At 37.3% G+C, this 12,397-nt stretch carries 14 protein-coding genes; all 14 read left to right on the top strand.

The window, feature by feature from the left end; translation table 11 throughout:
* Positions 1 to 2 precede the first annotated feature (2 nt).
* Positions 3 to 509: an ExbD/TolR family protein gene (locus O0955_RS03265; RefSeq protein WP_269426091.1), complete on the top strand. Its 507-nt coding sequence runs from the start codon at positions 3 to 5 to the stop codon at positions 507 to 509.
* An 18-nt stretch (positions 510 to 527) separates the two neighbouring features.
* Positions 528 to 1,349, top strand: a complete 822-nt coding sequence (locus O0955_RS03260) for an energy transducer TonB (RefSeq protein WP_269426090.1) — start codon at positions 528 to 530, stop codon at positions 1,347 to 1,349.
* A 245-nt stretch (positions 1,350 to 1,594) separates the two neighbouring features.
* Positions 1,595 to 2,494, top strand: coding sequence for a PstS family phosphate ABC transporter substrate-binding protein (locus tag O0955_RS03255; RefSeq protein WP_269426089.1), 900 nt, complete (start codon positions 1,595 to 1,597; stop codon positions 2,492 to 2,494).
* Positions 2,495 to 2,566: 72 nt separating this feature from the next.
* Positions 2,567 to 4,276, top strand: a complete 1,710-nt coding sequence (locus tag O0955_RS03250) for a tetratricopeptide repeat protein (RefSeq protein ID WP_269426088.1) — start codon at positions 2,567 to 2,569, stop codon at positions 4,274 to 4,276.
* A gap of 84 nt (positions 4,277 to 4,360) precedes the next feature.
* Entirely contained in the window at positions 4,361 to 4,732 is a 372-nt protein-coding gene (locus O0955_RS03245; RefSeq protein WP_269426087.1) for an NADH-quinone oxidoreductase subunit A, read from the top strand.
* A gap of 208 nt (positions 4,733 to 4,940) precedes the next feature.
* Entirely contained in the window at positions 4,941 to 5,483 is a 543-nt protein-coding gene (locus tag O0955_RS03240) for an NADH-quinone oxidoreductase subunit B (RefSeq protein WP_039472971.1), read from the top strand.
* Entirely contained in the window at positions 5,483 to 5,983 is a 501-nt protein-coding gene (locus O0955_RS03235; RefSeq protein WP_269426086.1) for an NADH-quinone oxidoreductase subunit C, read from the top strand. The genes O0955_RS03240 and O0955_RS03235 overlap by 1 nt, the downstream gene beginning before the upstream one ends.
* Positions 5,984 to 5,986: 3 nt before the next feature.
* A complete protein-coding gene (locus O0955_RS03230; RefSeq protein WP_269426085.1) occupies positions 5,987 to 7,201 on the top strand; it encodes an NADH-quinone oxidoreductase subunit D in 1,215 nt (404 codons plus the stop codon).
* Entirely contained in the window at positions 7,194 to 7,709 is a 516-nt protein-coding gene (locus tag O0955_RS03225; RefSeq protein ID WP_269426084.1) for an NADH-quinone oxidoreductase subunit NuoE family protein, read from the top strand. Before O0955_RS03230 ends, O0955_RS03225 begins: the two co-directional genes overlap by 8 nt.
* Before the next feature lie 75 nt (positions 7,710 to 7,784).
* Positions 7,785 to 9,152 carry an NADH-quinone oxidoreductase subunit NuoF gene (gene nuoF, locus O0955_RS03220; protein ID WP_269426083.1) on the top strand — a complete coding sequence of 456 codons (1,368 nt, stop codon included), beginning with the start codon at positions 7,785 to 7,787 and terminating at the stop codon, positions 9,150 to 9,152.
* A 61-nt stretch (positions 9,153 to 9,213) separates the two neighbouring features.
* Positions 9,214 to 9,753 carry an ORF6N domain-containing protein gene (locus tag O0955_RS03215; protein ID WP_269426082.1) on the top strand — a complete coding sequence of 180 codons (540 nt, stop codon included), beginning with the start codon at positions 9,214 to 9,216 and terminating at the stop codon, positions 9,751 to 9,753.
* A 22-nt stretch (positions 9,754 to 9,775) separates the two neighbouring features.
* On the top strand, positions 9,776 to 10,786 hold the full coding sequence (locus tag O0955_RS03210) for an NADH-quinone oxidoreductase subunit G (RefSeq protein ID WP_269426081.1): 1,011 nt from the start codon (positions 9,776 to 9,778) through the stop codon (positions 10,784 to 10,786).
* Complete coding sequence (gene nuoH, locus O0955_RS03205; RefSeq protein ID WP_269426080.1) at positions 10,786 to 11,823, top strand: NADH-quinone oxidoreductase subunit NuoH; 1,038 nt, start codon at positions 10,786 to 10,788, stop codon at positions 11,821 to 11,823. The genes O0955_RS03210 and nuoH overlap by 1 nt, the downstream gene beginning before the upstream one ends.
* Positions 11,824 to 11,825: 2 nt before the next feature.
* Entirely contained in the window at positions 11,826 to 12,329 is a 504-nt protein-coding gene (locus O0955_RS03200; protein WP_047800899.1) for a NuoI/complex I 23 kDa subunit family protein, read from the top strand.
* Positions 12,330 to 12,397: the final 68 nt, after the last annotated feature.

The raw sequence follows: 12,397 nt of genomic DNA, 5'->3' as shown, positions 1-12,397 counted from the left end.
AAATGGCAGAATTAAATACAGGCGGGAAGAAGGCCACACCAAGGGTTGATATGACTCCGATGGTGGATTTGATGTTTCTTTTGGTAACTTTCTTTATCTTAACAACCTCAATCTCTACGCCACAGGCAATGGATATTGTAAAACCAGATAAAGACGACAATAATAAAGATAACAGGCTGGAGTTAAAAGCTTCAAAAACCATGACCATCCTTTTAGGTAAAAAAGATAAAGTTGCATGGTATATGGGAGAAGCTGGTAAAACAGCTCCAACAGTTGAAAATTTATCTGAAGTAGATAAATCAATTATTTCGAACAGAAAAGTTTCCGATGCATCGGGTGTTAAAGGTGAATTTGTTGTGCTTGTAAAGCCAACAAGTGGTTCTACCTTTAAAAACTTTGTAGATATTATGGACGATTTAGAAATTCTTAAGGTTAAGGTTCGTCAGATTGACGATGAAAATATCCTTGACAATGAGAAACAGGCCATGAAAGAACAAGGTATTTTATAATAAGTAAAAACAGAAACCATGTCAAAATTAGATATTTTTAGAAAAGAATGGCTTGAGGTAGTTTTTGCTGATAAAAACAAAAACTATGGAGCCTATCAGTTGCGTAAGACCAATGGGTCTAACACAACTAAAGCTTTGATCATTGGTTCTATAATTTTCTTAGTGTTATTTTTTTCACCTAAAATCTATAGCCTTATTAAAGGATCAATAGATACACAGGATGATCAGCAAAAAGCGCAGGAGGTAATTATAGCACCGCCACCACCAGTGGATCCAAAAACCCCACCTCCGCCACCGGTAGAGCCACCGCCACCAAAAGTGGATCAGGTAAAAATGCCACCTGCGATTGTGAAGCCGGATGAATTGGTACGTGACGAGGAGCCACCAACCGTTGAAAAGTTGAAAGAGGCTGATCCAGGTCAAAGAGATATTAAAGGTGATCCTACGGCTGATATTGTTATCGCTGAGCCAGTAGGTGAAGGACCAAAAAAAGAGGCTGCAGTAGCAGTAGACGATAATAAAGTTTATGACTTTGTTAGTATCGAAAAACAACCTGGTTTCCCGGGTGGTATGCCGAAGTTTTACTCTTTCCTTCAAAAAACCATGAAATACCCGCCAATGGCGCAGGAAAATAACGTTCAGGGTAAAGTATTTTTATCTTTCGTTGTTGAGAAAGATGGTAAATTAACAGATATCCAGGTTACCCGTGGTTTGGGTAGTGGAACTGATGAAGAAGCTGTTCGCGTACTTAAGGCAAGTCCTCGTTGGGATCCAGGTATTCAAAATGGTAAACCAGTAAGGGTAAAATTCAACATCAATGTTAACTTTACTTTAAACTAGTAGAATATTAGATGTTAAATTTTGATATCTTCAAGCAAAAATCGCCTAAACAGCGGTTTTTGCTCATTTTAGGCCTTATCATGTTTGTATTTTACGTGGTATTGGGTTTTGCATTTATTTTTTGGGAACCTATCGCCTTACGCCTAAATACAATTCCGCAATGGGGCAGGATAGCAATAGGAATCTTCTTAATTATTTATGCTTTTGTTAGGTTACTAAGTCTCGGAAGACGTGATTAATTATTGATGAAAAATATCCTTTATATATTTATTTTACTTGCATTTGTTTCCTGTAAACGAAAAGACAAACAGGAAGCCGTTAAGGAAACACGTACAAGCGGTACCTTAAAAATGTTGGTCGACGAAAGTGTAGGGCCGATTGTTCAGCAGCAAATAGATATTTTTAGTTTGGATTACCCTGAGGCGAAGTTCGAAACAACTTACAAGCCCGAAGAAAAAATCCTGCCTGCTTTCTTAAATGATAGCATTCGTGTAATTGTATTGCCAAGAATGCTGACTAAAGCCGAAGAAAAGTATTATAATAAACGTAATATTAAAATCAATACTTCCCGTTTTGCGATTGATGGAATTGCTTTAATTACGAATAAAGACAATATTGACAGTACAATTAACGTTAGTGAGGTTATTGATATATTGCAAGGCAAAAAATCTGATAAAAAACTAGTATTCGAGAATACCTATTCGAGTACTTTTCAGTATTTTAAAACTTTAGCCAATATTAGTCAATTCCCTGCAAGCGGCGTTTATTCCAAAAATTCCAGTAACGATGTTATTAAACTTATTGCCGAAGATAAAAGCTTCATCGGTATTTTAGGTGTAAACTGGATTTCTGAAAGAAATACAAAAATGACAAGTGAGCTGGGAAAAATAAAAATGCTTGGTGTTAAAAATATAAAGGGGAAACCGGGAGATGACCAATTTTATAAACCAACCCAGGATAACTTAATTAATGGTGTTTATCCTTTTTTAAGAAATATTAATATTATTGATTGCGAGGGACGGAACGGTTTAGGCACAGGATTTGCAACATGGTTAAGAAGTCAGAGGGGACAGTTAATTGTACTTAAATCTGGACTTGCACCACATAAGCTGATGCCCAGAGAAATTAACTTAACTAAAAAATAGTAAATTATAAATTGAACCACGAAGTAGCTAAATTTAGAAACTTCATAATTATTTAAAAAAACAGAATATCCAATGAAAATTTCAAAGAAAGCAATAACCTTAAATGTAGGTTTAGTGTTGATGGGTTCTGCAGTTTTTGCTCAAAATTTAAACGACGCGAAAAAAGCCATTGACGCTGAACAGTATCAGAAAGCATCATCAATGCTTAAATCATTGGTGAGCTCACAAGCATCTAATGGTGATAATTATTATAACCTTGGTCTTGTTTATTTAAAAACCGGCTACATTGATTCTGCAAGAGCAGTATTTACTAAAGGTGTAGCAGCTGATGCAAAAAACAATCTAAATCTGATTGGTTTAGGCGAAGCAGATTTATTATCTAATAATCCAACTTCAGCTAAAAGTAATTTTGATAAAGCCGTAGCAATGGCTCCAAAAGATTACAAAACTTATTTAGCACTTGGTAAAGCGTATTTAGCACAGGACAAACCAGATGATGAAACATCTAAACCTGATTTTGCAAATGCGTTAGCTAATGTTACTAAAGCAGACGAGTTAGATACTAAAGATAAAGATGCTGAGGTGTTCTTAGCTTTAGGGGATACTTATGCTTTGCAGAAAAAAAATTCTGAAGCTTTAGGTCCTTATTTCCGTGTTAATGATGTTGATCCTACCAATAGAAGAGCTAAAACTCAAATTGGCAGAATGTATAAAGAATCAAAAGCTTTTGCAGAAGGTGAAAAAGAATTACAGGATGTAATTGCTGCTGATCCTAATTATGGCCCTGCTTATCGTGAGTTAGGAGAGTTATACTTATGGTGGAGTAGCTTTGGTGTGGATAAAGAAAAAGCCACTAAAGCCGTTGAGTTTTACAAAAAGTATATGGATTTAACAGATAAATCTCTTGAATCTCAATTACGCTATGCTCAATTCTTATTCTACGCAAAAGATTACCAAACTTTAGAGCAGGTAGCTTCATCTATGCAAGTTCCGGCTAATGACCCTAAAGGTGTTGTTGTAGCCAGAATGAAAGGATGGGCAGCTTATGAGAATAAAAATTATCCTCAGGCATTGACTTATATGACAGAGTTTTTTGCAAAAAATAAAGATAAATCTAAGGCATTAGGTAATGACTACCTTTATTTAGGTAAAGCTCAATTAAAAGCAGGTCAGGATAGTTTAGCTGTTGGTAATATTATCGAAGCCGCAAAATTAGATTCTACAAATGCAGATGCGTTATCTGAAGCGGGTTTGGCTTTAGTTAAAGCTAAAAAATATGCTAAAGCAGCAGAAGTTTATAAACTGGCGACAAAATATAACCCACTGGGTAAAGGATCATTAACCAACTACTATTATATTGGTTACGCAAGATTTTTTGAGTCTTATGCTTTACAAAAAGAAAATAAACCATTAAATGTAGCAGGTTTAACTGAAGCCGATGAAGCTTTAAAATTCCTTGCAACTAAAGATTCAACCTTTGCTTTAGGCGTGTTGTTCAGAGCGAGAATTAATGGTTTACTTGATGATAAAACAAATCCTAAAGGGCTTTCTATTCCTCTTTATGAGAAATATGTTAGCATGATCAAGCCTGAAGAAGCAGCTTCGAATAAAGGAAATTTAAGTGTTGCTTATGATATTTTGGGCGGTTGGTATGCTGATAAGGATAAAGCAAAAGCTATTGATTACTTAAAGAAAAGTGTTGAAATAGATCCAACAGGACCTTACGCTGCTGCTAAATTGAAAGATTTGCAATCACCGGCTCCAAAAGGAAAAGGCAAGTAGTTTAAATAATTATATGAATAAGAAAAGGCAGGATTTTGTTATCCTGCCTTTTTCTTTTACTTTTGCAGAGAAAAATAAAAGATTATGCAAGCGCAAAGTGCTCCAATAGATTTCTTACCCATTATATTTCAGGTAATCGTTGCTTTAGGATTTGTGGTTACCACCCTGGTTGCCACACATTTTTTAGGTCCAAAACGTAAAACGAGTGATAAACTTGAAACTTTTGAAGCCGGTATTAAGGTAGTAGGTAATGCCCGTCAGCCATTCTCTATTAAGTATTTTGTGGTCGCTATTCTTTTCGTTTTGTTTGATGTGGAGGTAATTTTCATGTACCCTTGGGCAGTTAACTTCAGAGCATTAAAAATGGATGGAATGATTGAAATGTTCATCTTTATGGGAACACTTTTATTAGGCTTTATCTACGTTATTAAAAAGAAAGTTTTAGACTGGACTTAAGCAATTGTTAATTTTCAGTTGGCAGTTATAAGGATTTAAAACCACTATTTAACCGTCGAAAATTAAAGTGTATCAATTACACTTAGCTATAAAAACATTTAATTATTTAGAAAGGTTCTAAATCAGGTTAAGCTAGTTTGATTGCCTTTAAAATATTGTAAATTTGTTGCTCATTCTGTAAAAGGGTGAGCATTTTTTGTTTATAAACATGAGTGAAATTAATATAGTAGATGCGCCGCCCGGAACTGAAGGACCAGGCTACTTTGCCACCTCTTTAGATAAAGTGATTGGTTTGGCTCGCTCAAACTCCTTATGGCCTCTGCCATTCGCAACCTCTTGTTGTGGAATCGAATTTATGGCAACTATGGGTTCTCACTACGATTTAGGTCGTTTTGGTGCAGAGCGTTTAAGTTTCTCCCCACGTCAGGCCGATGTTTTAATGGTAATGGGTACAATTGCTAAAAAGATGGCCCCGGTATTAAAACAAGTGTATATCCAAATGGCCGAACCACGTTGGGTAATGGCTGTTGGAGCTTGTGCAAGTAGTGGAGGTATATTTGATACTTATTCTGTTTTACAAGGTATTGATGAAGTTATTCCGGTTGACGTTTACGTTCCGGGATGTCCGCCAAGACCGGAAGCTATTTTAGATGGTTTTCAGCGCATTCAGGATTTAGTTAAAAACGAATCTGGCAGAAGAAGAAACTCTGATTATTATAAAGAACTTTTAGGTCAATACGGCATTAAATAATGGAAGAAACGACTCTAAATAGCAATATTTTAGCCAAGCTTAGTGATAAGTTTGGGGATAAGGTAACTGCGGTTTCTGAGCCTTATGGTTTATTAACTTTTGCAACCACAAAAGATGTTATTGTAAATGTACTTTCGTTTCTTAAAAACGATTTAAACTTTAATTTCTTAACAGATATTACGGCGGTTCATTATCCCGGAAAGGATCATGGTATTGCCGTTGTGTATCACCTGCACAACATGGTGGAGAAAGTAAGGATAAGGATTAAAGTTTTTATTTCTGAGCAAAATCCTGCTATTCCTACTGCAACAACGGTTTGGAAAGGTGCAAACTGGATGGAACGTGAAACTTATGACTTTTTCGGAGTTAAGTTTGAAGGTCATCCGGATTTACGCAGAATATTAAATATGGATGATTTAGGTGTTCACCCAATGCTTAAACAATATCCATTAGAAGACCCAAACAGGGTAGATAAAAAAGACGAATTTTTTGGAAGGTAAAATATGAATCATAACCATCCGGTATATACAGATAACGACCCGCAAAGTGAGCTGGTAACCTTAAATTTAGGTCCAACACACCCTGCTACGCATGGCGTTTTCCAAAACGTTTTGCAATTAGATGGCGAACGTATTGTGAGCGGTGTTTCAACCATTGGATACATTCACCGTGCTTTCGAAAAAATTGCTGAGCATCGCCCATTTTATCAAATTACACCACTAACAGACCGTTTAAACTATTGCTCTTCGCCCATTAATAATATGGGATGGCATATGACGGTTGAAAAGTTGTTGAATATCCAGTTGCCAAAACGTGTGGATTATCTTCGCGTAATCGTGATGGAATTGTCACGTATTGCCGATCATATTATCTGTAACACGATTATTGGTCAGGATACAGGAGCAACCACCACTTTCTTATATCTTTTTCAGTTTCGTGAGCACATTTACGAAATCTTTGAAGAAGTTTGTGGTGCCCGTTTAACGACAAATATTGGTCGTATTGGTGGTTTCGAAAGAGATTTCAATGATATTGCATTTGCGAAAATCAATAAATTTTTAAAAGAATTTCCAGTTGCATTAAGAGAGTTTGAAAACCTTTTAACCCGTAACCGTATTTTTATAGACAGAACAGCTGGTGTTGCTGAGGTAACAAAAGAAACTGCTTTAGAATACAGCTGGACTGGTCCGCTTTTACGTGCTACCGGTGTAGATTACGATGTTCGTGTAAGTGATCCGTATTCTTCTTATCAGGATTTCGATTTTGAAGTTCCGGTAGGTACAAGTGGAGATATTTACGACAGATATTTAGTGCGTAATGAAGAGATGTGGCAAAGTGTCCGCATTATTGAACAGGCACTGGAGAAATTAAAATCAGAACCAAAAGGTATTTTCCATGCCGATGTTCCTGAATTTTATCTTCCTCCAAAACAAGAAGTTTACAACAATATGGAAGCATTAATCTATCACTTTAAAATTGTGATGGGCGAAATTGATGCACCAAAAGCAGAAGTTTATCATGCGGTTGAAGGCGGAAATGGAGAATTGGGTTTCTATCTGATTAATGATGGTGGCCGTACGCCTTATCGTTTGCACTTCCGCAGACCAAGTTTTATAAATTACCAGATGTTTGCACCAATGAGCGAGGGCATGTTATTGTCTGATGCCATTATAAACATGAGTAGTATGAACATTATTGCAGGAGAATTAGATGCTTAAAGTAGAAGAACAAACACCTGTAGAATTTTCATCAGAATTGCTTGCCAAGTTTGATGAAGTAAAAAGCCGTTATCCGGAAGGAAAACACAAATCTGCTTTGTTACCACTTTTACACCTGGTGCAGGCAGAATACCTTTGGGTAAGCACACCTGCAATGGATAAAGTTGCAGAATATTTAAACATTCAGCCCATTGAAGTTTACGAAGTAGCAACTTTTTACACCATGTACTTTTTAAAACCACAAGGTAAATATGCCTTGGAGGTTTGCCGTACTGGTCCTTGTTGCCTGGTTGGTGCCGAAAAAATATTGAGCCACTTAGAAAATAAGTTAGGTGTTAAAGAAAGCGAAATTACTGCCGACGGTTTATTCAGCTTTAGAGGAGTTGAATGTTTGGCCGCCTGCGGTTTTGGTCCGGTTTTGCAAATTAGCCCGGAATATACTTTCTACGAAAACCTGACTACCGAAAGTGTAGATAAATTGATTGAAGATTTGAAAAATAAGTCCTAAGTCCAAAGTCTTAAGCCATGAGTCGTTTTGATTCAGGACTAAGGACTATAGACTGCAGACTATAGACTAATTAAAATGTCTCGAAAACTGTTACTTGAGCATATAAACGTACCAGGCATCAATACACTTGAAGTCTATCGCCAAAAAGGCGGGTACCGTGCCGTGGAAAAAGCTCTTAAAACTTTAACACCTGAAGAGATTGTTGAAGAAGTTAAGAAATCAGGCTTACGCGGTCGAGGTGGTGCGGGTTTCCCAACCGGGATGAAATGGAGCTTTTTGGCAAAACCAGAAGGTGTTGCACGCTACTTGGTTTGTAATGCTGATGAATCTGAACCGGGAACATTCAAAGACCGTTATTTAATGACCTATATTCCTCATGCTTTAATTGAAGGAATGATTGTGTCGAGTTTTGCCCTGGGTGCAAAGGTTTCATACATCTATGTTCGTGGGGAAATGATGCCTCAAATCCGTATTCTGGAAAAAGCAATTGCTGAAGCAAAAGCTGCGGGATGGTTGGGTAAAAACATTTTAGGAACAGGTTATGATTTGGAATTATACGTTCAGCCGGGTGGTGGAGCCTATATTTGCGGTGAAGAAACGGCTTTATTAGAATCACTGGAAGGCAAAAGAGGTAATCCTCGTATAAAACCACCATTTCCGGCAATTGCAGGTTTATATGGTTGCCCAACAGTTGTAAATAATGTTGAATCCATTGCCGCAGTTGTTCCGATTATCAACGATGGCGGGGATGAATATGCAAAAATTGGTATCGGTAGAAGTACAGGTACAAAATTAATATCTGCATCGGGTAATTTAGTTAAACCTGGTGTTTACGAAATCGAACTGGGTTTACCAGTAGAAGAATTTATCTACTCTGACGAATATTGTGGCGGTATTGCTAATGGAAAACGTTTAAAAGCAACGGTTGCAGGTGGTTCATCTGTGCCAATTTTGCCTGCTAACTTAACATTGAAATACGCAAACGGCGAACCCCGTTTAATGAGTTACGAATCTTTATCTGAAGGTGGATTTGCTACAGGAACTATGATGGGTTCAGGTGGTTTTATTGCTTTTGATGAAGACCAGTGTATTGTTCGTAATACCTGGAATTTCTCCAGATTTTATCATCACGAAAGCTGTGGTCAATGCTCACCTTGTCGTGAAGGTACCGGATGGATGGAAAAAGTATTACACAAAATCGAACACGGCCATGGCAGCATGGAAGATGTGGATTTACTTTGGGATATTCAACGTAAAATTGAAGGAAATACCATTTGCCCGCTAGGGGATGCAGCAGCATGGCCAGTGGCAAGTGCAATCCGTCATTTCAGAGATGAATTTGAATGGCACATTAAAGAGCCGGTAAAAAGTCAGCAACAAAATTATGGCATTGCAAATTATGCTGTGCCAATAGAAAAAGCGCCGGTAACAGAAGAAAAATAAAGAACTTAAGGTCGCAATTTGCGACTTTAGACAGCTTACTTAACACTAGAAAGATATGTAAATGAAAGATGAAATATCGCCGGCAATCATCCCTAATGAAGTAATAGTTAATAAAATATATCTTTTTCGGGGAGTTAAGGTGATGTTAGATTCTGATTTGGCAGAACTATTTGGGGTTGAAACTAAACAGCTTAAACAACAGGTTAGAAGAAATATAGAGCGTTTTCCGGAACACTTTATGTTTGAATTGAGCAGAGAAGAAAATGAAGTTTTAAGGTCACAATTTGTGACCTTAAAACATGGACAACATTCAAAATATCTCCCGTTCGCATTTAGCGAACATGGTATTTTGCAATTATCAAACGTTTTAAAAAGTAAGCGGGCGGTAGAGGTAAGTATTAAAATTATAGATGTCTTTGTACAACTTAGAACAATGGTTTTAAGTAATACAGAAATAAGATTGGAAGTAGAGAAAATTAAAAAGAAAGTAGATAATCAGGATAAAAATATTGAAGTTATATTCAGATATTTTGATGAATTACTAGAACAAAAAGAAAAACCAAGAAAAGAAATTGGTTATAAAATCTCGAAAGAGAAATAAAAAATAAAGATTATCATTAACCATGAGTGAAAAAGTTAAGGTTACGATAGATGGAATAACGGTAGAGGTTGATAACGGAACCACCATTCTGAATGCTGCAAGGCAAATAGGAGGTGATATTGTTCCGCCGGCCATGTGCTATTATTCCAAGTTACAAGGCAGTGGTGGTAAATGCCGTACCTGTATAGTTAAGGTTACCAAAGGTTCTGAAAAAGATCCCCGTCCAATGCCTAAATTGGTTGCATCTTGCCGTACAACAGTAATGGATGGGATGGAAGTGCAGAATATTACTTCACCGGAAGTTTTGGAAGCACGTGCAGGTGTTGTAGAGATTTTATTGATTAATCACCCGCTGGATTGCCCGGTATGTGATCAGGCAGGAGAATGCGACCTTCAAAACTTAGGTTACGAACATGGTTTACAAAAAACCCGTTACGAATTTGAGCGCCGTACATTTGAACGTATCGATATTGGTGATAAAATTCAATTGCACATGAATCGTTGTATTTTGTGCTACCGTTGTGTTTTTACAGCTGATCAAATTACCAATAAACGCGTTCATGGCATCTTAAACCGTGGTGATCATTCAGAAATTTCTACTTATATCCAGCATGCTGTTGATAACGATTTCTCAGGAAACGTAATTGATGTTTGTCCTGTTGGCGCTTTAACTGATAAAACTTTCCGTTTTAAAAATCGTGTTTGGTTTACCAAACCCGTTGATGCACACCGCAACTGCGATCATGAAAAATGCAACGGTAAAGTAACACTTTGGTATAAAGGAGAAGATGTTTTACGTGTTACGGCCCGTAAAGACCAGTTTGGAGAGGTTGAAGAATTTATTTGCAATACATGCAGATTTGATAAAAAAGCAACTTCCGACTGGACAATTGAACACCCGACACATATTGATGATACTTCGGTAATTGCATCAAACCACTACGAAACTTTAATTCCGCTTCCGGTTATTAAGCCAAATGCGGCATTACAGGCAGCGAATGAAATTGAATTACATAAAACAGTTAAATACTAATGGATAGCGGTTTTGTTATAGAAAAATTTATCCTGGTAGCTGTAATTTTCGGCATCAGTTTATTAATTGCCATGTACTCTACCTATGCAGAGCGTAAAGTGGCTGCATTTTTACAGGATCGTTTGGGGCCTGACCGTGCTGGTCCCTTTGGTATTTTACAACCGTTGGCCGATGGTATCAAAATGTTTATGAAAGAGGAAATTATTCCTACAACATCAAACAAATGGTTATTTATTGCTGGTCCTGGTTTAGCTTTACTTTGTGCTTGTATCGGTACCGCGGTTATTCCGTGGGGAAGTCCAATGGTTATTGGCGACAGAGTAATTCCTTTACAGGTTTCTGATATCAATGTTGGTGTATTATACATCTTTGGTGTAGTTTCTTTAGGGGTTTATGGCGTAATGATTGGTGGCTGGGCATCAAATAATAAGTATTCATTGTTGAGTGCTATCCGTGCGGCATCACAAAACATCAGTTATGAAATTGCAATGGGATTATCGATCATCGCCTTGCTTTTAATGACGAATACCTTAAGTTTAAAAGAAATTGTTGATCAGCAACATGGCTGGCACTGGAATGTTTTATATCAGCCATTAGGTTTTTTAATATTCATGGTATGCTCTTTTGCTGAAACTAACCGTGCACCTTTCGATTTACCTGAATGCGAAACCGAGTTAATCGGTGGTTACCATACAGAGTATTCATCCATGAAATTAGGTTTTTACCTTTTCGCTGAATACATCAATATGTTTGTATCATCAGCAGTAATGGCCGCGTTATATTGGGGAGGTTACAATTATCCTGGAATGGATTGGGTAGCTGCACATGCAGGTACAACCTGGGCACCATTGATTGGAACTGCAGTTTTCTTTGCTAAAATATTTGCCTTCATCTTTTTCTTCATGTGGGTGCGTTGGACAATTCCTCGTTTCCGTTACGATCAATTGATGAACTTAGGCTGGAAAGGATTGATACCTTTGGCAATTGCCAACATTATAATAACAGGAATTGTGATTGCGATTATTGAGAAGTTTTAATTATGGAATCATTAAGTAATAAGAAAAAAGTACTGGAGCAAAAGCCTTTAAGCTTTATGGAAAGAATGTACCTTCCGGCAATTGCAAAAGGAATGGGCATCACCATTAGCCACTTATTTAAAAAAGAAGCTACGGTAAGATATCCGGAAGTTGAGCGTGAGTTTTCAACAAACTTCAGAGGTATGCACTCACTTAAACGTGATGAAAACGGAAAAGAGCGTTGTACAGCCTGCGGTTTGTGCGCACTTTCTTGTCCTGCTGAAGCGATTACTATGATTGCTGCCGAACGTAAACCAGAAGAGAAGGATTTATACCGTGAAGAAAAATACGCTGCAACCTATGAAATTAATATGCTGCGCTGCATTTTCTGTGGATTATGTGAAGAAGCTTGCCCTAAAGAAGCGATTTATCTTGATGGTCCGATCGTACCGGCAGATTATTTACGTAAAGATTTTATTTACGGAAAAGATAAGCTGGTAGAGGCGCCATTAGAAATGAAAAAATAATAAAACCATTCCGTCTCCCGACTGGTCGGGGCCTGATGCAATAGACGTTAAATTAATAAGATTGCTCT

This window comes from Pedobacter punctiformis (genome assembly GCF_027213715.1).
Taxonomy (GTDB): Bacteria; Bacteroidota; Bacteroidia; order Sphingobacteriales; family Sphingobacteriaceae; genus Pedobacter; species Pedobacter punctiformis.
The sequence above is the reverse complement of the archived record's forward strand: the minus strand, read 5'-3'. Positions and strand labels throughout refer to the sequence as shown.

Bases quoted from the DNA above. Each gene is read 5' to 3' on its own strand.
- O0955_RS03265 (WP_269426091.1), top strand. From the start codon at position 3: ATGGCAGAATTAAATACAGGCGGGAAGAAGGCCACACCAAGGGTTGAT.
- O0955_RS03255 (WP_269426089.1), top strand. From the start codon at position 1,595: ATGAAAAATATCCTTTATATATTTATTTTACTTGCATTTGTTTCCTGT.
- O0955_RS03230 (WP_269426085.1), top strand. From the start codon at position 5,987: ATGAATCATAACCATCCGGTATATACAGATAACGACCCGCAAAGTGAG.
- O0955_RS03240 (WP_039472971.1), top strand. From the start codon at position 4,941: ATGAGTGAAATTAATATAGTAGATGCGCCGCCCGGAACTGAAGGACCA.
- nuoH (WP_269426080.1), top strand. From the start codon at position 10,786: ATGGATAGCGGTTTTGTTATAGAAAAATTTATCCTGGTAGCTGTAATT.
- O0955_RS03210 (WP_269426081.1), top strand. From the start codon at position 9,776: ATGAGTGAAAAAGTTAAGGTTACGATAGATGGAATAACGGTAGAGGTT.
- O0955_RS03260 (WP_269426090.1), top strand. From the start codon at position 528: ATGTCAAAATTAGATATTTTTAGAAAAGAATGGCTTGAGGTAGTTTTT.
- nuoF (WP_269426083.1), top strand. From the start codon at position 7,785: ATGTCTCGAAAACTGTTACTTGAGCATATAAACGTACCAGGCATCAAT.
- O0955_RS03245 (WP_269426087.1), top strand. From the start codon at position 4,361: ATGCAAGCGCAAAGTGCTCCAATAGATTTCTTACCCATTATATTTCAG.
- O0955_RS03225 (WP_269426084.1), top strand. From the start codon at position 7,194: ATGCTTAAAGTAGAAGAACAAACACCTGTAGAATTTTCATCAGAATTG.
- O0955_RS03215 (WP_269426082.1), top strand. From the start codon at position 9,214: ATGAAAGATGAAATATCGCCGGCAATCATCCCTAATGAAGTAATAGTT.
- O0955_RS03250 (WP_269426088.1), top strand. From the start codon at position 2,567: ATGAAAATTTCAAAGAAAGCAATAACCTTAAATGTAGGTTTAGTGTTG.
- O0955_RS03235 (WP_269426086.1), top strand. From the start codon at position 5,483: ATGGAAGAAACGACTCTAAATAGCAATATTTTAGCCAAGCTTAGTGAT.
- O0955_RS03200 (WP_047800899.1), top strand. From the start codon at position 11,826: ATGGAATCATTAAGTAATAAGAAAAAAGTACTGGAGCAAAAGCCTTTA.